This is a genomic window from Halorussus caseinilyticus, from assembly GCF_029338395.1.
Lineage (GTDB): Archaea > Halobacteriota > Halobacteria > Halobacteriales > Haladaptataceae > Halorussus > Halorussus caseinilyticus.
On sequence record NZ_CP119809.1, the window covers coordinates 2,308,396 to 2,329,625 of the forward strand.

At 65.3% G+C, this 21,230-nt stretch carries 26 protein-coding genes and 1 tRNA gene; 17 read left to right on the plus strand and 10 right to left on the minus strand.

From position 1 onward, the window contains the following. Positions 1-20: 20 nt before the first annotated feature. Complete coding sequence (locus P2T60_RS11575) at positions 21-1,217, minus strand: M24 family metallopeptidase (RefSeq protein ID WP_276279405.1); 1,197 nt, start codon at positions 1,215-1,217, stop codon at positions 21-23. A 363-nt stretch (positions 1,218-1,580) separates the two neighbouring features. Here P2T60_RS11575 and P2T60_RS11580 point away from each other — a divergent pair, with 363 nt between their 5' ends. After that, positions 1,581-1,877, plus strand: coding sequence for a DUF8028 family protein (locus P2T60_RS11580; RefSeq protein WP_276279406.1), 297 nt, complete (start codon positions 1,581-1,583; stop codon positions 1,875-1,877). 92 nt (positions 1,878-1,969) lie between these two features. Beyond that, positions 1,970-2,938, plus strand: coding sequence for an aldo/keto reductase (locus tag P2T60_RS11585; RefSeq protein ID WP_276279407.1), 969 nt, complete (start codon positions 1,970-1,972; stop codon positions 2,936-2,938). A gap of 7 nt (positions 2,939-2,945) precedes the next feature. On the opposite strand, the gene P2T60_RS11590 is transcribed toward P2T60_RS11585, so the two are convergent. The 3 genes from P2T60_RS11590 to P2T60_RS11600 form a co-directional block, all read right to left on the minus strand. Continuing rightward, the gene (locus P2T60_RS11590; protein WP_276279408.1) at positions 2,946-3,170 is read right to left on the minus strand and encodes a hypothetical protein; all 225 of its coding nucleotides are present in this window, start codon (positions 3,168-3,170) and stop codon (positions 2,946-2,948) included. 58 nt (positions 3,171-3,228) lie between these two features. Next, positions 3,229-4,161 (minus strand): DMT family transporter, encoded by a 933-nt coding sequence (locus tag P2T60_RS11595; RefSeq protein ID WP_276282201.1) that lies wholly within the window; start codon positions 4,159-4,161, stop codon positions 3,229-3,231. Positions 4,162-4,243: 82 nt separating this feature from the next. Continuing rightward, positions 4,244-4,756, minus strand: a complete 513-nt coding sequence (locus tag P2T60_RS11600; protein WP_276279409.1) for a CBS domain-containing protein — start codon at positions 4,754-4,756, stop codon at positions 4,244-4,246. A 365-nt stretch (positions 4,757-5,121) separates the two neighbouring features. Here P2T60_RS11600 and P2T60_RS11605 point away from each other — a divergent pair, with 365 nt between their 5' ends. After that, complete coding sequence (locus P2T60_RS11605; RefSeq protein WP_276279410.1) at positions 5,122-5,223, plus strand: C2H2-type zinc finger protein; 102 nt, start codon at positions 5,122-5,124, stop codon at positions 5,221-5,223. Between the two features lie 92 nt (positions 5,224-5,315). Here the strand turns inward: P2T60_RS11605 and P2T60_RS11610 are convergent, their stop codons facing one another. After that, positions 5,316-5,966 carry a reverse transcriptase-like protein gene (locus P2T60_RS11610; RefSeq protein ID WP_276279411.1) on the minus strand — a complete coding sequence of 217 codons (651 nt, stop codon included), beginning with the start codon at positions 5,964-5,966 and terminating at the stop codon, positions 5,316-5,318. A gap of 131 nt (positions 5,967-6,097) precedes the next feature. On the opposite strand from P2T60_RS11610, the gene P2T60_RS11615 reads away from it, so the two are divergent. The 7 genes from P2T60_RS11615 to P2T60_RS11645 all read left to right on the plus strand — a co-directional run bounded on the left by P2T60_RS11615 (position 6,098) and on the right by P2T60_RS11645 (position 13,411). Next, positions 6,098-7,726 carry an ABC transporter substrate-binding protein gene (locus P2T60_RS11615; RefSeq protein WP_276279412.1) on the plus strand — a complete coding sequence of 543 codons (1,629 nt, stop codon included), beginning with the start codon at positions 6,098-6,100 and terminating at the stop codon, positions 7,724-7,726. A gap of 46 nt (positions 7,727-7,772) precedes the next feature. Then, positions 7,773-8,759, plus strand: coding sequence for an ABC transporter permease (locus P2T60_RS11620; protein ID WP_276279413.1), 987 nt, complete (start codon positions 7,773-7,775; stop codon positions 8,757-8,759). Then, positions 8,759-9,829 (plus strand): ABC transporter permease, encoded by a 1,071-nt coding sequence (locus P2T60_RS11625; RefSeq protein ID WP_276279414.1) that lies wholly within the window; start codon positions 8,759-8,761, stop codon positions 9,827-9,829. Before P2T60_RS11620 ends, P2T60_RS11625 begins: the two co-directional genes overlap by 1 nt. Next, positions 9,829-11,112: an ABC transporter ATP-binding protein gene (locus P2T60_RS11630; RefSeq protein ID WP_276279415.1), complete on the plus strand. Its 1,284-nt coding sequence runs from the start codon at positions 9,829-9,831 to the stop codon at positions 11,110-11,112. Before P2T60_RS11625 ends, P2T60_RS11630 begins: the two co-directional genes overlap by 1 nt. After that, on the plus strand, positions 11,105-12,160 hold the full coding sequence (locus P2T60_RS11635; RefSeq protein WP_382210361.1) for an ABC transporter ATP-binding protein: 1,056 nt from the start codon (positions 11,105-11,107) through the stop codon (positions 12,158-12,160). The genes P2T60_RS11630 and P2T60_RS11635 overlap by 8 nt, the downstream gene beginning before the upstream one ends. A 292-nt stretch (positions 12,161-12,452) precedes the next feature. Further along, positions 12,453-12,758, plus strand: coding sequence for a winged helix-turn-helix domain-containing protein (locus P2T60_RS11640; protein WP_276279416.1), 306 nt, complete (start codon positions 12,453-12,455; stop codon positions 12,756-12,758). 104 nt (positions 12,759-12,862) lie between these two features. Next, positions 12,863-13,411, plus strand: a complete 549-nt coding sequence (locus tag P2T60_RS11645) for a peptidylprolyl isomerase (protein WP_276279417.1) — start codon at positions 12,863-12,865, stop codon at positions 13,409-13,411. A 2-nt stretch (positions 13,412-13,413) separates the two neighbouring features. Here P2T60_RS11645 and P2T60_RS11650 read toward each other — a convergent pair whose 3' ends face one another. Continuing rightward, entirely contained in the window at positions 13,414-13,746 is a 333-nt protein-coding gene (locus tag P2T60_RS11650) for a hypothetical protein (RefSeq protein ID WP_276279418.1), read from the minus strand. Between the two features lie 173 nt (positions 13,747-13,919). Between P2T60_RS11650 and P2T60_RS11655 the strand changes: the two genes are divergently transcribed. Next, positions 13,920-14,002: transfer RNA gene (locus P2T60_RS11655), tRNA-Leu, on the plus strand. Positions 14,003-14,076: 74 nt separating this feature from the next. On the opposite strand, the gene P2T60_RS11660 is transcribed toward P2T60_RS11655, so the two are convergent. Next, positions 14,077-14,232, minus strand: coding sequence for a hypothetical protein (locus P2T60_RS11660; RefSeq protein WP_276279419.1), 156 nt, complete (start codon positions 14,230-14,232; stop codon positions 14,077-14,079). A 26-nt stretch (positions 14,233-14,258) separates the two neighbouring features. On the opposite strand from P2T60_RS11660, the gene P2T60_RS11665 reads away from it, so the two are divergent. Next, positions 14,259-14,786 (plus strand): DUF5813 family protein, encoded by a 528-nt coding sequence (locus P2T60_RS11665; RefSeq protein ID WP_276279420.1) that lies wholly within the window; start codon positions 14,259-14,261, stop codon positions 14,784-14,786. Here P2T60_RS11665 and P2T60_RS11670 read toward each other — a convergent pair. Beyond that, positions 14,783-15,013: an Lrp/AsnC family transcriptional regulator gene (locus P2T60_RS11670; RefSeq protein WP_276279421.1), complete on the minus strand. Its 231-nt coding sequence runs from the start codon at positions 15,011-15,013 to the stop codon at positions 14,783-14,785. The two genes, P2T60_RS11665 and P2T60_RS11670, sit on opposite strands and share 4 nt — an antisense overlap. A 1-nt stretch (position 15,014) precedes the next feature. Further along, positions 15,015-15,710: a potassium channel family protein gene (locus tag P2T60_RS11675; RefSeq protein WP_276279422.1), complete on the minus strand. Its 696-nt coding sequence runs from the start codon at positions 15,708-15,710 to the stop codon at positions 15,015-15,017. 82 nt (positions 15,711-15,792) lie between these two features. Between P2T60_RS11675 and P2T60_RS11680 the strand changes: the two genes are divergently transcribed. After that, on the plus strand, positions 15,793-16,023 hold the full coding sequence (locus P2T60_RS11680; RefSeq protein ID WP_276279423.1) for an Lrp/AsnC ligand binding domain-containing protein: 231 nt from the start codon (positions 15,793-15,795) through the stop codon (positions 16,021-16,023). 22 nt (positions 16,024-16,045) lie between these two features. Here P2T60_RS11680 and P2T60_RS11685 read toward each other — a convergent pair whose 3' ends face one another. Beyond that, complete coding sequence (locus P2T60_RS11685; RefSeq protein ID WP_276279424.1) at positions 16,046-17,110, minus strand: thiamine pyrophosphate-dependent dehydrogenase E1 component subunit alpha; 1,065 nt, start codon at positions 17,108-17,110, stop codon at positions 16,046-16,048. A gap of 115 nt (positions 17,111-17,225) precedes the next feature. Here P2T60_RS11685 and P2T60_RS11690 point away from each other — a divergent pair, with 115 nt between their 5' ends. The 4 genes from P2T60_RS11690 (at position 17,226) to nadA (ending at position 21,229) form a co-directional block, all read left to right on the plus strand. Continuing rightward, positions 17,226-17,870 carry a helix-turn-helix domain-containing protein gene (locus tag P2T60_RS11690; protein ID WP_276279425.1) on the plus strand — a complete coding sequence of 215 codons (645 nt, stop codon included), beginning with the start codon at positions 17,226-17,228 and terminating at the stop codon, positions 17,868-17,870. Between the two features lie 110 nt (positions 17,871-17,980). After that, positions 17,981-18,277 carry a DdfA family disk-determining factor gene (locus P2T60_RS11695; protein ID WP_276279426.1) on the plus strand — a complete coding sequence of 99 codons (297 nt, stop codon included), beginning with the start codon at positions 17,981-17,983 and terminating at the stop codon, positions 18,275-18,277. 72 nt (positions 18,278-18,349) lie between these two features. After that, a complete protein-coding gene (locus P2T60_RS11700; RefSeq protein WP_276279427.1) occupies positions 18,350-19,906 on the plus strand; it encodes an amidohydrolase in 1,557 nt (518 codons plus the stop codon). Positions 19,907-20,095: 189 nt separating this feature from the next. Further along, positions 20,096-21,229 (plus strand): quinolinate synthase NadA, encoded by a 1,134-nt coding sequence (nadA, locus tag P2T60_RS11705; protein WP_382210359.1) that lies wholly within the window; start codon positions 20,096-20,098, stop codon positions 21,227-21,229. The last annotated feature ends 1 nt before the right edge of the window (position 21,230 follow it).

Below are 21,230 nucleotides of genomic sequence, written 5' to 3' on the forward strand. Positions count from 1 at the left end.
GGATTCCGACGATTTTTCGGTCACGCCGACAGTTCCCACAACTCCTCCTGCGGTTCGGTCAGCCACTCGGTGCCGTCGTCGGTCACGAGGACCATCTCCTCCAGTCCGAGGTACCCCCACTCGGTGTCCACACCAAGTTCGACGGTGTAGATTTCGCCCGCCCGAATCTCGCCCTCCGGCGCGGTCCCGTACCGGTCCCACCGCGGACCGAGGAGCGTCCCGCCGTCGTGGGCGTTCCGGCCGACCTGATGGCCGAAGGCGTGTTCGTACTCGGGCCATCCGCGGCCGGTCAACTCCTCGCGTGCGGCGTCGTCTACCTCGTAGCCCTGCACGCCCGGCGCGATTCGCTCTCGGCCCGCCTCGATTGCGGCGCGAACGTCGGCGAACGCCGCCCGTAACTCCGCCGGAGGCTCCGGATGCTCGTCCGACGGCCGGTAGAACAGTCGCTGTACGTCGGCGCTGTAGCCGTCCTGCTTCACGCCGAAGTCGAGGTGAAGTACCTCGCCCGGCGGGAGCGTCAGGTCGCCCGGCAGGGTGTGGCCGACTTCGCTCTCGCCGCCCGCGTGGACCGTCGGGCAGTAGTCCCAACTCCACGCGCTCCCGAGTCCGCGCTCGTCCATGCGGGCGTGGAACCAGTCGGACACGTCCGATTCGGTCCAGTCGGGCGTCCACCGGTCGGTCATCTCGTCGAACAGGGATTCGGTGGTCGCCACGGCCTGCTCGACGCGTTCGCGCTCTATCGGTGACTTGACGCCCCGAACCGCCGAGACGACTTCCTCGGCGCTCGTCAGCGACCCCTCGTGGGGCGTCCCCTCCAGCAAGTCGCGCAGTCGGAGGTACATGCCGTGGGTCAGACCGTCGGCGGACGTGTCGTCGCGCGAGTAGTTGACCGCGATTTCGTCCGGGTCGATGTCGTCAAGCAAGTTCAGGAGCGGTTCCTCCAGTGACTCGTCGTAGGGGTAGACTTCGTGTCCGAGTTCGCGGGCGTTCGGCGCGTCGTGGCGGCCGATGACCACCGCGGACCGGCCGTCCTTCGAGATGACGACTGCGGTGGGCCACACCACGTCGAACCCGAGCAGGTAGGGCAGGTTCGGTTCGGAAATCTCGGTCGTCTCCCGGCAGAAGGTAAGCCAGCAGTCCACGTCTCGGTCGGCCAGCACGTCGGACGCCTGTTCGGTCTTCTCGGCTATCAGGTCGGTATCTGTCACGGAACTCACTGGGTGGGGATTCAGAACGTCGCTCAAAGAACGTTCCGGCGATTCGCACTCGTCTCACCGGGGTTCGCTACTCGGACTTCGCCGAGACGCCGACCTCCCCGCGTACCGATACTCCCTTCCTATCGTCGTCCAAACAACGCCTGATACTCCTGTCCGGACCCAAGTATCACCACATTTATACTCGTAAAAATATCTGAATAAAACGCTCAGAGTCAGTTTTAAATTTTATAAAGCCATCAAAACTCTTTTTGAAAGGTACCGTTTTCGTCGCTCGACCGATGAACTGTTCTGAAATCGCGCTAACGCTCGGCGCGTTATATTACCCCTGCGGTGTAACGATAGGTCGAGGTCGAGATGTCCCCCATGACCGATTCCACCCTCCAAAACGAAAACAAGTCCGCCATCGGGTCCCCGGCAGAGGCCGGTGAAGCGACCGCAGGGAGTCACAAACTCGCCGCTCTGCACGACCGGTACCACGAACACACCCTGACGACGCCGTTCGAAGTCGTCGGGTTCTGGTCGGCAATCGCCCTCCCGTTCCTCTACGTGCCGCTTTTGCTCACCGGCATCTCGACGCAGGGCGAACTACTCACCTTCGTCGGTCTCCTCGTCTTGAATCTCGCCGCCCTCCTCGCCGGTCACGGCCACAAGCGAGAGTGACGACGCTTCGGCCCTCTCTTCGACCCGGTTTCGGTATCTCCCACCGTCGCCAAAGAGACGATTTTAACCCCGGTCTGCGGTAATAGCCGGGCATGGACCTCGACACGGCGTCGCTCGGTCGTACCGGCACGAAAGTCAGCGAAGTCGCGTTCGGAACGTGGCGGTTCGGCCGGAAGAACGACGAGGGCGAGATGGAGATAGGGAAGGAGCGCGCTCACGAACTCCTCGACGCCTACGCCGACGCCGGGGGCAACTTCATCGACACCGCCGACATGTACGGCGACGGCCGGAGCGAACGGTACATCGGCGACTGGCTGGCCGACCGGGACCGCGAGAACTTCGTCGTCGCCTCGAAAATCTACTGGCCGACCCGCGACGACCCGAACGGGAAAGGACTCTCGCGCAAGCACCTCCGGAACAACGTCGAAGAGATTCTGGACCGCCTCGGGACCGACTACGTGGACCTGCTCTACGTCCACCGGTGGGACGACGACACCCCCGCCGAGGAGTTTATGCGCACCCTAGACCGGTTCGTCCGCGAGGGGAAGGTCAACTACCTCGGGACTTCGACGCTCGAACCCAACGCGTGGAAGGTCGCCAAGGCCAACGAAATCGCCGACAGGCGCGGCTACGAACCCTTCAAACTCGCGCAACCCCGGTACAACCTCGCCAACCGGGAAATCGAGGGGAACTACCTCGAAATGTGCGCCGACTACGAGGTCGGCGTCGTCCCGTGGAGTCCCCCCGCGGGCGGATTCCTCACCGGCAAGTACGAACGCGGCGAGAAACCGCCGACGGGGACTCGCGGTGCGACCGACGAGCAGTTCCGCGACTCGTATCTCACCTCGGAGAACTTCGACGTGTTGGAGGCAGTCCAAGCAGTCGCCGAGGAAGTCGGTGCGACGCCCGCGCAGGTCAGTCTCGCGTGGTTGACCGACCACGAGCAAGTCACGGCCCCCATCGTCGGCGCGCGCACGGTGAAACAACTAGAGGAGAACCTCGCGGCCACCGACATCGACCTCGCAGGCGAACAGTTCGAGCGGTTGGCCGAGGCGAAGTAGACTTCGCCTATCGCTCTCGGAGGTACAGCGGTACCAAGAGCGCGAGCGCCAGTATCGAAACCACCGGATGTGAGAGCGACTCGACGCCGAAGAAGTAGAGCGCGCTGTTGGCCGCGGCGACGGCCACGCCGACGACGAACAGCGCCGTGGCGACCGGCGACCGCTCCGTGGCGGCGGTCTGCTGTCCCGCGTCGGGCACGAACCCGGTGAAGTCGGTTCCCCGTTCGGTCATCGGTGGGTGCTGTTCGTCGGGAGGCTAAAGTCCTTGTGGGTCGCGCCGGGGGTCGGTCTCACTGGCGCGAGACGGCCGCCCGGAGTTTGGGGAGTTCGCGCGCCAGCGCCTCGCGTTTCATCAGGCAGAACCCGGCGAAGATTATCAGAAAGCCGCCGACGGTCGTGAGGTCGATGACCTCGCCGAGGAACCACCACCCCGAGACGGCCGCGAACACCGGCGCGACGTAGGAGACGAGGTTGATTTCGATTGGGCCGAGTCGTTCGAGCAGGTCGAAGTAGACGAGGAACCCGAGCGCGCTCGCGGCGATGGAGAGGTAGGCCATCGCGCCGATTGCCTCGGGCGTCCACCTGACCGCGGCGAACGACTCGCTCGGCCGAGCGACGCTGACGGCGTGCATCATGACCGCGCCGAGAACCATCGACCACGCTTCCATCGTCTCGATTGGCAACTCGGCGTCGATGCGCCGAGTCAGGACGCTCCCGAGCGCGAACGACCCGGCCGCGGCGAACACCAGCGACTTGCCGACCACGCTCGAAGTCACGAGGTTGTTCGGGTCGGGGTTGCTCAGGACCACGACGCCGACCAGACCCAACAGCAGGCCCGCGATGCCCGCCGGGGTCAGGCGCTCGCTCGGGAGCAGAGCGCGCGCGAACCCGGTGGTCAGGACGGGACTCAGACTGACGACGACTGCGGCGACTGCGCTGGTCACGCTGTCGTAGCCTTCGCCGACGAAGAGGAAGGCGTGATACCCGGCTATCATCAGCGACGCGCCGACGAGGACGAGCGTCCACTCGCCCCGGCCGCGGGGTCGCCACCGGTCGGCGGCGTAGGCGGCGTACCCGAGCATCAACACGCCAGCGATGTCGTAGCGAATCGCGGCGAACAGCACCGGCGGGAAGTACTCCAATCCGACTTTGATAGCCATGAACGCCGACCCCCAGACGGCGGCTAACGCGACGAACAGCGCGACGTTCCGGTAGTTGGTCACGACTGAACTGGTCGCCACCGGGGGGTCAACGTTTCGAAGGGCGACAGGGTTTGCCGGTTGCGTGACGACTCGGGAGAACCGCTCACGAAACCGGTTCGCCGGTCGTCCGGCGCTCGTCCCGGACCGCCCGAAGCACGTCCTGTCGGGCGACGATACCGAGAAGTTTGCCGTCGTCGTCCACGACCGGCAGGCGGTTGATGTCCCGTTCGTCGTCGGCCAACAGGTCGAGCATGGCGTCGAAGTCGGTGTCGGGTTTGACCGTCACCACGTCGTCGGTCATCACGGTCCGGACCGGCTTTCCGGCGTGTTTCAGCAGGTCGATTTCCCGGTCCAAGTCGTCCCACGAGAGGTCGATGGCGTACTCGAGCGTCTCCAAGAACGGCGGAAAGCCGACCGGAATCCAGAGCGTCCGGTCGCTCGGTTGGAAGATGTGAACCAAGTCGTGTTGGGTCACAATGCCGACGACGCGGCCGTCGTCGTCCACGACGGGGAAGCCGTTGAAGTCCGCGCGCGCGAGACGTGTCAAGACCTCGCTTATCTCGTCGTCCGGATGAACCGTCTCTACGTCGGTCGTCATCAGGTCGCGGGCGTCCATGTTCGAAGCCGAGGCGACGACGGGCCGTATCGTTTCCGGTCGCGCGACAGGTCGGCCGTCGCGTCCCGCGTTTGCTCCTCGCGCCTCGCCGAGCGCACCGTCTCACAGATAGCGTATGGAACGAAATACGCGCTCTTAGCAATTATTTTTCGTGCTTTAGGAAATGTATGCGTGTCTTGGTGGGCGTCCGAAGGTTCAACTATCGGAACGGAGGGAACTCGTGGCGTGCCGGTCAGTCGCCGCGCCCGCGGAGTCGGCCCATCGCGCTCGCTACTCGGTAGTCTCGGCGCGCTGGTCGGTCTCCTCGTGAAACTCGGAGACCGACTCGGGCAAGCCTTACACCTTCTCCGGTCGTCTCTCCGGGTATGGGGGACCAAGAGCGGTACGTCTGCGAGGCGTGTGGCAAGTCGTTCGACTCCGAGGAAGAACTTCGCAGGCACGTCTACGCCGTCGGTCTGGTGGAGTAGGCCACCGGAGGCGTGGCCGCGCAAGCCGCCGCCCGGCCGACGACCCGCACGTCGCCAGCAGACCAGCGCAGGGACGGATAGCCGTGAGTCCGTCAGTCGCTCGCTCGGGTGTCGCTGGCCTGCCGGTCGGCCCGCGACGGCGGCGGAATCTGGGCCTCGCTGGAAGTCGCTCGCTCGGGCAGGAGACACCGGTCGGTCTCGCGGTTGACGTGGGCGTACTCCTCGGGAGCGTTCGCCAGCGCGTGGGCCGGGTTCTGGCCGCTTTCGAGGACTGCCGCCCGAATCTCGCCGAAGTTGCAGATTCGGGCACGAATCCCGCGCCACTGGTGTCTGCTCGCCCGCGGGACCGTCAGTTCCCGCGGCGGCGTGTGGTCGGTCCGACGAGTCGCCAGCGCCGCGCTGTTGACGTTCGCTGCGAGGTCGTCGTGGTCCACGAGGACCCCGACGCGCGCGTCGGTCGGCGCGTGAGCGGCGAGTACGTCGAGTCCGAGGTGGAGCGCCCGGTACTCCGCGACGTTGTTGTCCGTGACGGTCTCGTCCGGAATCGAGAGTCGGGTTACGCGCTCGCCGTCGCGGGTCTCGATGATGACGCCGAGTCCGCCGTCGTCGCTCCGGAGGTCGTAGGAACCGTCCGTGACGACGTAGAAATCGCGGTGATGCGTCCGCGGCGGATGGGCGATGTGCGGCGTGGGCGATTCGTCGAACAGTGCCCGGAGTGGGGAGGAGCGGCCGTGAACGGCCATATCCGTCGGTTCGGCCCCAGAGAACTTAAACTTACGGCCGAGAGCGCCCGGAACGACGTGCCAACCGCGAGACCGGCGAATGCTGTGTGTCACCACAGCATATTTATGTCCAAGTAGATGTTGTAGTGGATATGGCGCACGACGAAGGCACGTCTCGACGCAAATTTCTGACGGCCGCTGGAACCGCGGCCGCAACTGCTTCAATCGCCGGTTGTACCGGTGGCGAGGGTGGACAGGACACGACGACCGAAACCGACACCGCGACGGAGGAGACCACCGAAACCACCGAAGACGGTGGCGACCAGTCGGGAGACTTCTCGGTGACTATCACGCAGGGCCAGATGCCGACGACGCTGGACCCCCAGAACCACCGTTCGACCCCGACCGACAACGTGGTTCTCCACGCCTACGAGGGACTGCTCTCGCGCACCCGGAAAGGCAAAGTACAGGCGCAACTGGCGACCGAGTGGAACCGTCAAGAACCGGGCGTGGTCCGCTTCCAGATTCGTGAGGGCGTCACGTTCCACAGCGGCAACGAACTCACTCCCGAGGACGTAGCCTTCAGCATCAACCGCATCGTCAAGAAGGACGTGGGCATCGCAAGCCCGCAGTCCGACCAACTCGCTGGCGTGACGGGCGCGAAGGTCGTAGACGGCGAACGCGCCGTGGACGTGATGTCCGACGGCCTGAACCCCATCGTATTCTCGCTGTTCGCCACCTACGGCGACGTGATGGAGAAGGCGTGGGTCCAAGACCGCGAGAAGTCCCAAATCGCCAAGCAGATGAACGGAACGGGTCCCTTCGAACTCGACACCTACGAGGAGAACGTCAAAGTCGAGTTCTCCCGGAACGACGACTACTGGCAGGACCCCGCCGCGGTCACGTCGCTGACCTTCCGGGCGGCAAAGGAGTCCAGCACCCGCGTCAACCAACTTTTGAGCGGCGAGACCGACATCATAGTCAACGTCCCGCCCCAAGCCATCTCCCGCGTCAAGGGAGCAAACGACGCCCGCGTCGCCGCAGTACCGAGTACCCGCGTCATCTACAACGCGATGCGCTACGACGTGGAACCGTTCTCCAGTCCGAAGTTCCGACAGGCGATGAACTACGCCGTCAACCTCGAAGGCATCATCGAGAACGTCCTCCAGACGTTCGGCGACGCGACGGGCCAACCGACGCTGGAGGGCTTCTTCGGCTACAACCCCGACGTGGGACCGTACGCTTACAACAAGCAGAAGGCCGAGACGCTGGTCGAAGAGAGCGGCCACGCCGGAGCGGAAATCACGCTCCACACGCCGGTCGGCCGCTACCTCAAGGACCTCGAAATCGCGCAGGCGGTCGCCAACCAAATCAACCAACTCTCGAACGTCTCGTGTTCGGTCAAACAGCGCGACTTCGGGACGCTCGCGGGCGAACTCACCGACGGCAATCTGGAGACGAGTCCGAAGTTCTACCTCATCGGATGGGGCAACGCCACCTTCGACGCCAGCCAGACCATCATCCCCCTGCTGACTTCCGACGGGGCGCTGACCTCCTACAGCAACGACGAGTTGGACAACCTCATCGAACAGGCCCAGAGCGAGTCCAATCAGGACGAGCGCAAGCAGTTGCTCCAAGAGGCGAACAAACTCATCCACGACCAAGCCCCGTGGATATTCCTGAACCGCCAGTACAGCGTCTACGGCGCGACCAACGACGTGAAGTGGCAGGCGCGACGTGACGAGCGCATCGACGCCTACGCGATGGAACCACAGCAGTAGCACCGCCCCGACTCATGATTTCCTGGTCTCGATGGAGTGATGTTTGATGTCGATGGGACGATTCCTGATAAAGCGCGGACTACAGGGCGTGTTCGTCATCTGGGGCGTCGTGACCGTCGTGTTCGGTCTCCGGTACGTCACGCCGGGCAACCCGATTACGTTCGTCGCGCCCCTCGACGCGAGCCAAGAGTTGCGCCAGCAAATCGCCGCGGAACTCGGCCTGAACAGACCGTTCTACGTCCAGTACTTCGACTACCTCTTGAGTCTGCTTCAGGGCGACATGGGCTACTCCTACATCTCGGGAACCGAGGCGAGTAGCCTCATCTTCTCCAGACTGCCCGCGACGCTGGAGTTGGCCGTCGCCGCGAGCATCGTCGCAGTGGTCATCTCGATTCCGCTGGGCGTCGTCTCGGCGACCCGGCGACACGAACCCGCCGACTACGCCGCGACCAGTTTCTCGCTGGTGGGCATCTCGACGCCGAACTTCTGGCTGGGCATCATGCTGGTGTTGGTGCTGTCGGTCCAGTTCGGCCTGTTCCCGACGAGTCGTCGCGGCATCGGTCTCTACCCGGCGTTGACGATGCTCGTGACCCAGTTCCAAGTCTCGGGGCTGGTGACGTGGATTTCCCACATCACGCTCCCGGCAGTGACGCTCGGGACGTACTTCACCGCGCTCATCACCCGCCTCACACGGAGCGGGATGCTGGACGAACTCGGCAAGCCCTACGTCCGCGCTTCGCGGGCGAAGGGACTGCCCGAGACGCTGGTCCGGTACAAGCACGCGCTCCGGAACACCCTGATTCCGGTCGTCACGGTGCTGGGTCTCCAGTTGGGGACCCTCATCGGCGGCGCGGTCATCACCGAGGCGGTCTTCGCGTGGCCCGGACTCGGGACGCTCGTCATCAACGCCATCAACGCCCGCGACTGGCCGCTGATACAGGGGTCGCTCATCGTCATCGGAACCGGGTTCGTCCTCATCAATCTGCTCGTAGACACGCTGTACGCCTACATCAACCCGCAGGTGGTTCACTGATGGCCGGACCGTTCGACAGACTCGCCGACCTGTTCTGGAGTAGCGTCGAGCGCGGCTTCTCGCCGCGAACTGCCCGGAACCTCCGGAAGGAACTCCGACAGAGCGCACTCGCCAAGGTGGGTATCGTCGTCGTCGTCGCAATCGTGCTGGTGGCGGTGTTCGCGCCCTTGCTCGCGCCCCACAACCCGACCAGCCAGCATCTGGACGAGTCCCAACTCCCGCCGGTCGGGTTCAGCAAGGAGACGACCCAGACCAGTTCCGAAGTCGTCAACGGGACGGTCCAAGTGGCCAACGAGACGGCTCTCGTCTCCGCCGAGCCGAAGTACCCACTCGGAACCGACGCCCTCGGCAGGGACATGCTCTCGCGGGTCATCTACGGCGCGCGGACCTCCCTGCTCGTGGGACTGTTCGGCACCGCCATCGCCGCCCTCGTCGGCGTGACGGTCGGACTGGTGTCGGGGTACTACGGCGGGAAGGTGGACGACGCGCTGATGCGGAGCGCCGACATCATGCTCGCGTTCCCCTCGCTCGTGTTGGCGGTGGCGCTGGTCGGATTGTTCGGCAGGGCGGTGGTCAGACTCCCCGACCCGCTGGTGAAGGCCGGAATCGCGCCGAACATGCCCGAGACGTTCGCTCTACCGGGGACGGTCATCCTCGTCGTCGGCTTGGTGAACTGGGTGTGGTTCGCGCGGGTCGCCCGCGGCGAGGCGCTCTCCATAGAGGGCGAGGAGTACGTCAAGGCCGCGCGGTCGGTGGGTGCCGACGACGGATTCATCATCCGGAAACACGTCCTGCCCAACAGCGTGACCCCCATCCTCGTGCTGGCGACCATCCAAATCGCGGCCATCATCCTGCTCGAATCGGCCCTCTCGTTCCTCGGGTTCTCCGGGACGAACCTCTCGTGGGGCTTCGACATCGCGCAGGGTCGGGACTATCTGGCCTCCTCGTGGTGGATTTCGACCGTGCCCGGCATCGCCATCGTGCTGACGGTCATCGGCATCAACCTCGTGGGCGACTGGCTTCGTGACGCCTTGGACCCCGGTATCGAGGGCGAGGGAGGTGGCGTCTGATGGCCGAGGACCTCCTGCGCGTCCGAAATCTCTCGACGCGCTTTTTCACCGAGGACGGGCAGGTCAACGCGGTCGAATCCGTGGACTTCGACGTGCGCGACGGCGAGGTGTTCGGCATCGTCGGCGAGTCGGGGTCGGGCAAGAGCGTGACCGCGCTGTCGGTCATCGACCTCGTGGAGTCGCCCGGCCGAATCACCAGCGGCGAGATTTGGTACCGGAACCCGGACCTCGCCGAGGAGGTGCGCGAGGACAACCCCGACGCCGTGGACGGCGACTTCGTGGACGTGCGCCGGGTGCCCGAGAACGTCAGGCGGGCGCTCCGCGGGCCGTCGTTCAGCACCATCTTCCAAGACCCGATGAGCAGTCTCAATCCCTCGCTGACCGTCGGCGAGCAGATAGCCGAGGCGGTCGAAGTCCAACGTCGGGCGCGCTCGAACCCGCGCTCGACGCGCTCGCGCACGCAGGGGTTCGGACTCGGCAACCTCCTGACCAGCACGCTCCTGCCCTCGCAGGGGTACGTCAGCGACGAGAGTCGCGCGGAGGCCATCGAACTGCTCGAACAGGTCGGCATCCCCGACCCCGCAGAGCGGGCCGAGGAGTACCCTCACGAGTTCTCGGGCGGGATGCTCCAGCGCGCGATGATTGCCCAAGCCCTCGCGGGCGAACCCGACCTGCTCATCGCCGACGAACCGACGACGGCACTCGACGTGACGATTCAGGCCCAGATTCTCGACCTCCTGCGGGACTTGCAGGAAGATACCGGGATGAGTATCGTGATGATTACCCACAACCTCGGGGTCATCGCTCGGATGTGCGACCGAGTTGGAGTGATGTACGCGGGCGAAGTCGTGGAACGAGGAACCCTCGAAGACGTGTTCGACGACCCGGTGCATCCCTACACGCAGGGCCTCCTCGGGTCGATTCCGGACTTGGACGACCCCGCGCCGCGCCTGCAACCCATTGAGGGCAACGTGCCGGACCTCTACGACGCCGAGATGGAAAACCGATGTTACTTCGCCGACCGCTGTCCGAAAGCCATGGAGGAGTGTCTGCACAAACCGCCCGAGTTCGACACCGAGACCGGCGAATCGCGCGAGGACTTCGCCGACCGCGCGGCGAGCGACCACGGCGCGAAGTGTTACCTCGCACAGCACGAGTACGACCCCTCGCAGGCGCTCCCCGAGGGCTACTTCGGGAGCGGGACGGACGAGGCGAAAAGCGCCTCGGGAACCGCTCGCGGCGACGCCGCGAGCGAGGACGAGGAGGTGAGCGCGGATGACTGACCCGCTGGTCCGCGTCGAGGACCTCCGGAAGTACTACTTCGAGAACGACAACCTCACCGACCGACTGCTCGGCCGGGAACCCGAGAGCGTGCAGGCCGTGGACGGCGTGAGCTTCGAGGTCCGGGAGGGCGAGACGCTCGGACTCGTCGGCGAGTCGGGGTGCGGCAAGTCCACGACGGGCGAGACCCTGCTCCACCTCCGGGAACCCACCGACGGAGCGGTGTACTTCGACGGCGAGAACGTCTTCGAGAACGACGACCTGACCGAGTTTCGCGAGCGCGCACAGGTCGTCTTTCAGGACCCGTTCTCCAGTCTCGACCCGCGGATGACCGCGGGCGAAATCGTGCGCGAACCCCTCGACGTTCACGGCATCGGCACGAAGTCCGAGCGCCGCGAGCAAGTCGCGGAACTGCTGGAGCGCGTCGGCCTGTCGGCCGGACAGATGGACCGCTACCCCCACGAGTTCTCGGGCGGCCAGCGCCAGCGCATCGGTATCGCCCGTGCGCTGGCGCTCGAACCGGACTTCGTGGTGTGCGACGAACCGGTGTCGGCGCTGGACGTATCGGTGCAGGCCCAGATTCTCAACCTGCTGGAGGACTTGCAGGAGGAGTTCGGTCTGACCTACCTGTTCATCGCCCACGACCTGAGCGTCGTCCGGCACATCTCCGACCGGGTTGCGGTGATGTATCTGGGCGAAATCGTGGAAATCGGTCCGGTGGACGAGATATTCGAGAATCCGGGCCACCCCTACACCGAGGCGCTGTTGGAGAGCGTCCCGCGCGCGGACACCAGCGAACAGGGCCGCGAGGTGGAGACGCTGGCGGGCGACGTGCCCTCGCCGCGGAACCCGCCCTCGGGGTGTCGGTTCCACACTCGCTGTCCGTACGCCCGCGAAGCGTGTACGCAGGCCGACCCCGACGGCTACGAAGTCGAAGGCGACGACGACCATCTGGCGGCCTGCTTCCGGCGGGTGGACGACCACGAGTACTGGTCGAGTCCGCCGATAGACGCCGACGAACGGGCGGCCGAAACCGCCGTCGACGACTGAGACCTTCTCGGGTCCGTTTTCGGCGGCGTAGCACGTTCGGCATGAATAGTCGGGCAGTATCCTTTTGGCCGGTAACGTGGTCTTCGAACTACGGTACGACGCCCGGTGTGACTCTCCGTCGGGGAGAGACGCGGGGTGCTGGCCGTCGAAGGTCACGGACGCGCCGTTCGCGCCGCGAGCGTCTCACGCCACAGCTATGAGTCAGAACCAGAACCGGTGAGCCAACTCCCCACCGCACGTCGCCGAAGAGGACGTACTGCCGGTCGATAGCGAGAGCGAGTCGCTCGGTTCGGTGTTTCGGGCGCTCTCGGACCACCGACGGCGATGTCTCTGTCACTACCTCGCCCGACGCGACGGGCCGATGACGGTAGACGAACTGGCGGAACTGCTGGCCGCGTCGATGAGTGAGAAGACGCGGGCCGTCGTCACGTCGGCGGAGATAGAGAAGACTCGGGCCGAACTCCACCGGATGCACCTGCCGAAACTGACGGAGGCGGGCATCGTGGAACACGACGGCGAGAAGGGAATCGTCCGTCTTTCCGACTCGACCGGCCTCGTGGACTGTCTGCGGGCGGCCGCAGGTGTGAACCTCCAGTAAGGCCGATTTTCGGGGCGTCGAGAGAGCTGTCGCCGGTCTCGGACAGCGCCGCGTCACGAGTCGCGTCCGGCACCGTTTTCTATCCGGCGACCCTTCTCGGAACCATGGCAGACGATTTGACCGCGACACTCCACACGACTCACGGCGACATCGAGGTCCGACTGTTCGACGAGCGCGCGCCCCGAACCGTCGAGAACTTCGTCAATCTGGCGAAACACGACCCCGCCGCGAACGACGACCCCGCGACCGACACCACGACGTGGGAGGACCCCGAGTCCGGCGAGGTCCGAGGCGACTCGCTGTACAGCGACGTGCCCTTCCACCGCATCATCGCCGACTTCATGATTCAGGGCGGCGACCCGACCGGAACCGGCCGCGGCGGACCCGGCTACCAGTTCGAAGACGAGTTCCACGACGAACTCCGCCACGACGACGCGGGCATCCTCTCGATGGCCAACAGCGGTCCCGACACCAACGGCTCGCAGTTCTTCATCACCCTCGACGCCCAACCGCATCTGGACGACCGACACGCCGTGTTCGGCGAGGTAATCGACGGGATGGACGTGGTGGAGGAAATCGGTTCGGTGCCGACCGACCACAACGACAGCCCCAACGAAGACGTGACGCTCGAACGCGTCGAGATTCACGAGTAGCGCTATCGAACGATAGCCGCCGCCGGCGAGAGCGCGAGGTTGGAACAGACGAGGACTCCGACGGCGTACCCGACCGTCGTCGGAACGACCAGCACTGCGGGGACGGCGAGGACTGCCGTCGATACGACCAGTCCCCGCCGCTCGTCGGTGTACGCGCCGGGCCACGCGAACGTCACTACTTGTGAGAGCAGAACGGCGAGCGCCAGCGACGCTCCTGCGACCACCGACCAGACGAGCGACGGCCCCGCGGCGTAGAGGTCCGGAGCGACCGGATGGAACAGAAACAGGTCCGGGCGACGGGCCACCCCGAGGGCGCTGGAGACTCGAAATCCCATCCTATAGCAACATCTGGATGGCTTTAGAACATATATACGATTTCTAAACGTGTTTTTACAGTTCCCTACCCCGGAACCCCCGACCTCGAACGCCGGACGGGTCGCGCCCGCACTTCCTTCCGTCTCGGACAGACCGAAACCCACTTCGGGACCAACGGTCAATTTTCTCGTGCGCGAGGGTTGCCGAGCGGCCAAAGGCGGCGGGCTTAAGACCCGCTCTCGTAGGAGTCCATGGGTTCGAATCCCATCCCTCGCACTACGACCTTTTTATTGCGAGTCGGGTCGCCGTCGGCGACCCGACTCGATAAAAGCTCGACCAAAAAGCCGTCGTCACCCCCTCAGAAGCGCCGACGGCGCTTCTTCGAGGGCTTCCTCGGCCCGCGAGCGAGGAGCGCCGACGGCGCTCCTCGCTCGCGGCGAGTCGCTGGTGCGCGACCGCAACCGCACCGCGACCGCACCGTGACCGTGGCCAGTCGAAACCCACATTCCTCCGAATCGCCTATCCGGAGACAATGACCGACGAGCGAGTCGAGCGCGCCTTCCGCGACCATCCCGACTTCGAGCAGACCGACGACGACCGGTTCGAGACGCCCGCGAAACCCTTCGAGAACGTCGTCACCGTGAGCGACACCGAGGGAGACGCCCGCGAGTACCGCCTCGAAGCCCGGACGCCGATGCTCGACGCCGTGGTCGAAGGCGAGACGGTGGCCGAAGTCGTCGAAGACGGGTGGTTCGAGACCCTAGAGTTGCGACTGGACGACGCCCACACCGTCGCCGACGCCGACGCCGCGCCGCCCGAAATCGAGCGCGAGGGGACGGGCGAGGACGCGGAGGTCGTCGTCACCGTCGCGTTCGACCGGGAGGACCCCGAACGCGCCGCCGAGGACGCGCTGGCGATAGCCGAGTACGTCGAAGGGACGTGGGTGCAGGGCATCATCCCGGGCTACGACTACCGGGAACCCGCCGCGGGCCTGCGCGAGCGAGCGCGCCAGAACTACGACGAGGACGGCGCTAGCGGGCGACGGGACGGTCCCCGCTAGTCCATGGCGATGTACGTCTGGGTGTCCTCGACGCCTTGAATGCCCTGAATCCCGTCGGCCGCGATTTCCTTCACGTCGGCGGGCGAGTCCACGTCGAGTTTGGCGATGATGTCCACGTCGCCCGCGACGATGTGGGCGTCGATTACGCCGTCGAGGTCCATAATCGCGTTCTTGAGCCTGTCCGCCTCGCCCGTGTTCGCTTTGACCATCACGTACGCTGTAACCATGTTAGGTACCTCCCGTCATCGCTTGCGCACTCGCTCTGCTTGCGTCGCCCACCAGAATCTGTCGCACGTCCTCCAGCACGTCGAAGTCCGCGAGGACCGCCAGTCGGTCGCCGACCTCCAGCGAGTCGTCGGGGAGCGGAATCCCCATCGCTTCGTCGGCCTTGCCGAACGCCAAGATTCGGGAGTCGGCGGGCAACGAGAGTTCGCTGATGGAGTAGCCCTTGACCGGCGACTCGTCGGTAATCGTGAGTTCGACCACCTGTAGGCTCTGGGCGATGTCCGCGATGGCGCGGATGTTCCCCCCGAGCAGTGCGTTCTTCGCGCCGATGGCACCGAGGCGCTCGGGGTAGACCACCTCGTCCACGTCGCTGGCGAACTTCCGGTAGATGTCCTCGCGGTAGTCCTCGTCGATGCGCAGAACCGTCCGACAGCCGTAGTGTTTGGCGACCATGCACGCCGCGAAGTTGACGTTCAGGTCGCCGGTGAGCGCACCCACCGCGTCCGCTGATTCGAGGTCGGCCTGCGTCAGGACTTCCTCGCGGTCCCCGTCGCCCTCGATGACCTCGAAGTCGTCGTTACGAGCGCGCTCGACTTTGTTGGCGTCGCGCTCTATCAGCGTGACCTCGTGGCCCTCCTCCCGAAGGACGCGGGCCGTGCGAAGCCCTACCCGACCCGAGCCAATGATAACGAATCGCATGGGAACGTTTACGTGGGACTGACTGAATAACTTTTCTCCACCCCAAAGGCTTTTCTCGCGTGGTACAGAATCACACAGTGCGATGGTTCACGCTTTTATCATGGTGAAAACGGCCGCTGGACGCTCGGAGGACGTTCTACAGGCAGTTCGCGGGTTAGACCGCATCTCGGAGGCCCACATCGTCGCGGGCGAGTTCGACGTTATCGTGGAGACCGACGCCGACGAGGTGTACGACGTACTTCACGCCGCCTCGTCGGACATCTCGGGGATGGACGGCGTTGCGGACACCAAGACGTACATGGCGCTCGACTGAGGAAAATCGCGCCGCCGGGTCGTCAGTGGTCTAACTCCTGCACGTCGTTCTCGGCGAGGAAGGAGTCGAGCCACGCTTTCTGTTCGCGCAGGTTCGGCGGCAGGTTCTCGTACACTCGGTCGAACACGTCGTCGGGGTCTCCGGGGTCGGCGGACTCGGCGCGCTCGACGGCCTCGTCCAGTTCGGCATCCACCTCGTCCTCGACCTCGGCGACGAACTCGTCGTCCAACACGTCTTGGTCGCGGAGGTACTCCTCGTAGCGTTCGAGGGGGTCGGCGGTCCGCCAGTCGGGCAACTCGCGGGCCGTCTCCTCGTACTGACTCGGGTCGTCGCTGGTGGTGTGTGCGCCCTGTCGGTAGGTCAGACTCTCCACGAGGACGGGGTTCCCGTCGCGGGCCGATTCGAGCGCCTCGGCCACCGTCTCCCGGACCGCGAGGGGGTCGTTGCCGTCCACCTGTACGCCCTCGAAGCCGTAGGCCGCGGCCTTCTGTGCGATGCTGTCGGCGGCGGTCTGGCGGTGGCGCGGCAGGCTAATCGCCCACTCGTTGTTCTCACAGAAGAAGACGGTCGGCGCGTCGAAGACGCCCGCGAAGTTGAGACCCTCGTGGAAGTCGCCTTCGCTGGTCGCGCCGTCGCCGAAGTAACAGACGGTGGCACGGTCGCCGTCCTCGCCGTTGACCGCCTCCCGGTAGTTCATCGCCATGCCGACGCCCGCGGCGTGGGGAATCTGGGTGGCGATGGGAATCGCCTGCGGGAAGTTGGGCACGTCGTGGCCCGAGTGGAACTCGGGCATGCCCCGCCGGAACAGGAGGATGTCGCTCATCGGAACGTCGCGGGCGATTTGCATCGCGTTCGACCGGTAGGTCGGAAAGAGCCAGTCGTCGTCGGCCATCGCAAGCGCGGCCCCGACCTGCGACCCCTCTTGGCCTCGGTACGGTGGCCAACTACTCATCCACCCTCGTCGCTGGAGCGCCAGCGCTCGCTCGTCGAACGCCCGCGCTCGGACCAACTCGCGGTAGGTCTCACGGGCCTGTTCGGGAGAGAACGGCGTCTCCGAGAGGTCGCGCTCGCCGATGATGCGGTTCATAGCCCGCGATTTGACCCCCCGTCGCATATTGGTTCCGGAACTGTCGGCGGTGGACTCGTTGACAGCAATCGAGTACCACAACCGGCTTGTCGCTTCGCGCTGAAACCGGACCCGGATGAGTATCATCGCGGAGTTGTCCGTCCCAGTCGGCGACTTTCCGCTCGGTAGAGCCCTCACGGTGACGCCAGCCATGGAGGTCGAACTCGAACGCATCGTCCCGACAGGTGACGGTGCGCTCCCGTTCTTCTGGGTGTGGGGCGACGACGTGGACGCGTTCGTATCGGAGTTAGAGAACGACACCGGCATCGAAGAAGTCACGGTTTTAGACAGGGTGGGCGACGGTGCGCTGGTGCGCGCGGAGTGGAGAGAAGAACACGGACTCATCGAGACCATCGTGAACTCGGAGGCGACCCTGTTGGCGGTGAACCGACACGACGACGTGTGGAAGTTCCAACTCCGGTCGCCCGACCGCGCGGCGGTCGTGGCGCTCCAGCGCTACTGCGCGGACCACGACATCGACCTGCGACTCAACTGGATTCACACGCTCACGGAAGTCGAGGCGGGCGAGCAGTACGGCCTGACCGACGACCAGCGTCGGGCCATCGTCGCGGCTTTCGAGGCGGGCTACTTCGACGAACCGCGCGAGACCACCCTCGAAGACCTCTCTAAGGAGTTCGGTATCTCCTCGCGGGCGGTCTCCAAGCGAATCCGTCGCGGACTCCGGAATCTAGTTGCGACGACGCTCGTGACCGAAGAGTAGACCCTATTTAAAACCGTTCAGAGACGAACCAGACCGAGTACCCCTCCAGAGAACCAACATCGGCGTAGCGAACTCCGGAGACCGAGGTACTCCGCGAGACCGAGTTATCCATGAGCGAAAAGCAATCAGAAGTAAATCGCGGGACCGTGCTGACGACTTACGAAGTGGCGACCGGCGAGCGGTTGAGCGAGGGGGTCATCGCGGCCGTCGCCGCGGTTTCGGGCATCGACCCCGCCGAGATGGACCCCCTCGCAGAGGTCATCGACCCGGACGCGCTGGACGCCCTGTTCGACGCTCGGCACGACGGAACCCCGCGGGCCGACGGGACGACTCGGTTCTCCTTCTTCGATTACGGCGTCGTCGTGACCGGCAGCGGCCGTATCTCGATACTCGACGCGACGCCGTAACCGAGTCACTCGGTCGCTCGTCCGGTCGCCGATTCCCCAACGGTTATCGCTCCGCGCGCGCACGTCTCGGACATGACAGCGGCGGCAGACCGTATCTTCACGAACGCGGAAGTTCACACGCTCGCCGACCCCGACGTGACCGCGGAGGCGCTGGCGGTCCGGGACGGCGAAGTCGTGCGTGTAGACGACGCCTACGAAGTCGAGTTCCTGAACGGCGTCGAGACCGAAGTCGTGGACCTCGACGGGCGGGTCCTCCTGCCGGGTTTCATCGACGCCCACACCCACCTCCAGCACCTCGGGCGCTCGCTGGTCTACGCCGACCTCGCCGAGGCCGACTCGCCCGGCGACTGCGTGGCCCTGCTCGCCGACGAGGGCGGTTCCGACGGTGACGGTGACTCCGGTGACGAGTGGATTCTGGGATTCGGCTACGACGAGAGCGCGTGGGAGGAGTCCCGATACCTGACGAGCGCGGACCTCGACGCCGTTTCCGAGGACCGACCGGTCGCGGCGTTCCGCGAGGACATGCACATTGCGGCGGTCAACTCGGTCGCGCTCGACCGGTTCGCCGACGAGATGCCCGACGGCGACGTGCGGACCGAGGGCGGCGACCCCACGGGCGTCGTCGTGGAGGAAGCAGTGGACGTACTCTACGAGGCCATCGAACCCGACGCCGAGGAGACCCGCGGACTGCTCGACGCCGCACAGCGCGAGGCCCACCGGAAGGGCGTGACGGGCGTCCACGACATGGTTCGCCAGTCGCGCGCGCCGGAGGTCTACCGCAGGATGGACGCGGACGGGGACCTCGCGCTCCGGGTCCGCATCAACTACTGGTCGGACCACCTCGACGCCCTCACCGAAGTCGGCCTGCGGACCAACCACGGGAGCGAGTTCGTCCGGACCGGCGGCGTCAAGACGTTCACCGACGGAAGCCTCGGCGGACGGACCGCCAAACTTTCCGAACCCTACGCCGACTCGCCGGAATCAGAAACCGGCCAGTGGGTCGTCCCGCCCGCGGAACTCCGCGAACTCGTGGCGAAGGGTGACGACGCTGGCTTCCAGATGACCGCCCACGCCATCGGCGACGAAGCGGTCGAGGAAGTCCTGTCGGCCTACGAGGGGACCGACGACCCCGCGAGCGCCCGCCACCGGGTCGAACACGCCGAACTCGCGTCCGACGAGGCTATCGAGCGATTCGCCGACACCGGGGTCGTCGCGTCGGTCCAACCGAACTTCCTGAAGTGGGCCGACGAGGGCGGACTGTACGACGCCCGCCTCGGCACCGAGCGACGCGAGCGGTCGAACCGCTACGCCGACCTGCTGGCGGCGGACACGCCGCTGGCGTTCGGGAGCGACTGCATGCCGCTGGACCCGCTTTTCGGCGTCCACCAGACCGTCAACGCACCCGCCGAGCGCCAGCGTCTCTCGGTGACGGACGCGCTCCGAGCGTACACCCGCGGGGCGGCCTACGCCGGGTTCGACGAGGACCGACTCGGCACCGTCGAGGCTGGCAAGAAGGCGGATTTGGTGGTCTTGGACCGCTCGCCGTGGGACCACCCCGACGACATCGAGAACATCGACGTGGCGATGACCGTCGTGGACGGCGAAGTCGTCTACGACGGCCGGAACTGAGTTCGGTCTCCGCTCTTTTCTCACCACCTGCTGGTACCGGGGAGTGATTCGGATTCACGCGAGTAGTCCGTCGGCCGTCTCCCTCTCTATAGACTCTCGTATCACCGGGGCAATTCACCGGGTATCTATGAAGAGAAAATATTTTCAATAGTGGATACCGAAGTCTGTTGCAATCGGAGGTGGCTGACTGTGCCAAAAATGGAAACGGCCGACATCGAAACCGACCTTAGTCTCTTCAAATACGACAACCTCGAACAGTTGCCCGAACGCTATCGGGAGTTGGACGAGGCCGAACGCACCGACCGAATCGAGGCCGCGAAAGCCGAGTTGGGCGACGACCTCGTAATCTTGGGTCACAACTACCAGCGACGGGAAATCGTGGAACACGCCGACTTCATCGGCGACTCCTACCAGTTGAGCGTCGAGGCGGCCGAGGCCGACGCCGAGTACGTCGTCTTCGGCGGCGTGACGTTCATGGCCGAGTCCGCGGACATCATCACCGACGACGACCAGACCGTGATTCTCCCCTCGATGGAAGCCTCGTGTCCGATGGCGGGGATGGCCGAGGCCCTGCAAGTTGACGCGGCGTGGGCCGAGATTACGCAGGCCGCGCCCGACGACGAGATAATTCCCATCACGTACATGAACTCCTACGCCGACCTGAAGGCGTTCTGCGCCGAGCAGGGCGGGGCGGTCTGTACCTCCTCGAACGCCGCCGACGTGTTCGAGTGGGCCTTCGAGCAGGGCGACAAAGTACTCTTCCTGCCCGACAAGCACCTCGGCGAGAACACCGCCCACCGACTCGGCATGGAGGACGACGTGGCCGAGTGGGACCCGTGGGACCCAGAGGGCAAGGACGCCGAGGAAGTCGCCGAGAGCGACGTTATCCTCTGGGACGGCTACTGTCAGGTCCACGAGCGCTTCCGCGCCGAACACATCGAACAGGTCCGCGAGGAGTACGACGACGCCAACGTCATCGTCCACCCCGAGTGTCGCCGGGAGGTCGTGGAGGCCGCCGACGTTGCGGGAAGCACGGCGACTATCTGCGAGACCGTGGCGAACGCCGACCCCGGCGAGACGTGGGCCATCGGCACCGAGATTCACCTCACGAACCACCTCCAGCGGTGGCACCCCGAGGTCGAAGTCGTCCCCCTCTGCGGGGACGCCTGCATGGACTGCAACGCGATGCGCCAAATCGACCCGAACTACCTGACGTGGGTGCTGGAGGAACTCGTGGCCGGACGTGAGCGCAACGTCATCGAAGTCCCACCCCGAGAGGCGCAACTGGCGAACGTGGCGATGGAGCGCATGCTGGAGATATGAC